The following is a 1413-nucleotide window of genomic DNA, read 5'->3' as shown; positions in this document are numbered from 1 at the left end:
ATGCGGATCCGGGTCCGAACGGGAGGGGCCGGCTCAGCTGCTCCGCGGGAAGTCGTAGAACGTCCGGGCGTTGTCCTCCAGCAACTTGTGCACCTCGTCCTCCGGGATGTCGCGCATCGACTCGGCGAGGATCTTCTTGGTGTTCGGCCAGTTGCTGTCCGAGTGCGGGTAGTCGCTCTCGAACATGATGTGGTCGACGCCGATCCGGTGGCGCGCCTCCAGGCCGGCGTCGTCGGAGATGAAGCAGCCGCCCAGGTGGCCGCGCGCGAACAGCTCACCCGGGCTGACCTCGCGGTTGACGTCGTTGTACCAGCGGTGGCGCTCCCACGTGTAGTCCAGGCGCTCCAGCAGATACGGCATCCAGCCGATACCGCCTTCGGAGAGCGCCATGCGCAGGTTCGGGAACTTGTGGAACACCGGAGACAGCAGCAGTTCGGCCATCGTCGTCACGGAGTTGAGCGCGAAGAGCGAGATCCCGACGACGAAGTTCGTGCTCATGCCCTCCGGCGACACCGTCGGTGATCCGCCCGAACCGAAGTGCAGCGAGAGCGGGATGCCCGACTCGTTGGACAGGGCGAGGATGGGATCCCAGTGGTCGGTGTGCCAGGAGGGCAGGCCGATGCGGTCCGGCAGTTCGGGGAAGGTGTAGGACTTGGCGCCCAGCGGGGCCGTACGGTTGAACTCCCTGACCGACGCATCGACGTCCCAGTACGGAAGCGTGAGCAGCGGTATCTGCCGCGCGGGGTCGTGCCCACACCACTCGTCCAGGATGAAGTCGTTGTAGGCGCTCACGCAGGCGGAAGCCAGTTCGAGGTCCTTGGACTTGGCGAACGTGCTGCCGGCGAAGCCGCCGAAGTTCGGGAAGCACAGCTGGGCCCACACACCCTCGGTGTCCATGTCCTTGATTCGCTGGGACACGTCGTAGCACCCGGGCAGCATGTCGTCGTAGGAGCGCGGGTCCATGCCGAAGTCCTTCGGATCCTTGCCGGCGACCGCGTTCAGGGCGAAATTGCCGGCCTTCGCGCCCTCGTAGATCCACCAGTCGTTGCCGTCCTCGGCGCGCTCGATACGAGGAGCGACGTCGGCGTACTTGCTCGGTACCCGGTCCGTCCAGACGGTGGGATGTTCGATGACATGGTCGTCGACGGAGATGATCTGAAGGTCCTCGGGCAGCATGGCGCCTCCTTGCGCTTGCGATCGAAATGCTTCTCGCAACGCTTACGGTATAGTCATCTATCCGATAGGTCGACACCTGGGCGCAATGTCTTCGCAACGTGTGTGGGGGCAGCGGGTGGCAGTGCCGTCCGTGCGGTCGTGGCACCGGTGGTGCCGGGGCCGCCCGTGAGGTGATGTTGGGGGGTGGTGCGGGGGGGAGTTGTCCAAGATTTAGAACCCACCGGCCTGGGCGCCCCC

Annotated in this window: 1 protein-coding gene; it reads right to left on the bottom strand. The window is 65.5% G+C overall.

Annotation, left to right across the window (positions count from 1 at the left end; all coding sequences use genetic code 11):
* Positions 1-33 precede the first annotated feature (33 nt).
* The gene (locus ACFWP5_RS52070) at positions 34-1176 is read right to left on the bottom strand and encodes an amidohydrolase family protein (protein ID WP_384174393.1); all 1143 of its coding nucleotides are present in this window, start codon (positions 1174-1176) and stop codon (positions 34-36) included.
* Positions 1177-1413: the final 237 nt, after the last annotated feature.

The sequence above is a fragment of the Streptomyces sp. NPDC058469 genome, assembly GCF_042721125.1.
In the GTDB taxonomy this organism is placed as follows: Bacteria; Actinomycetota; Actinomycetes; order Streptomycetales; family Streptomycetaceae; genus Streptomyces.
This window is presented reverse-complemented; position numbering and strand designations above follow the sequence as displayed.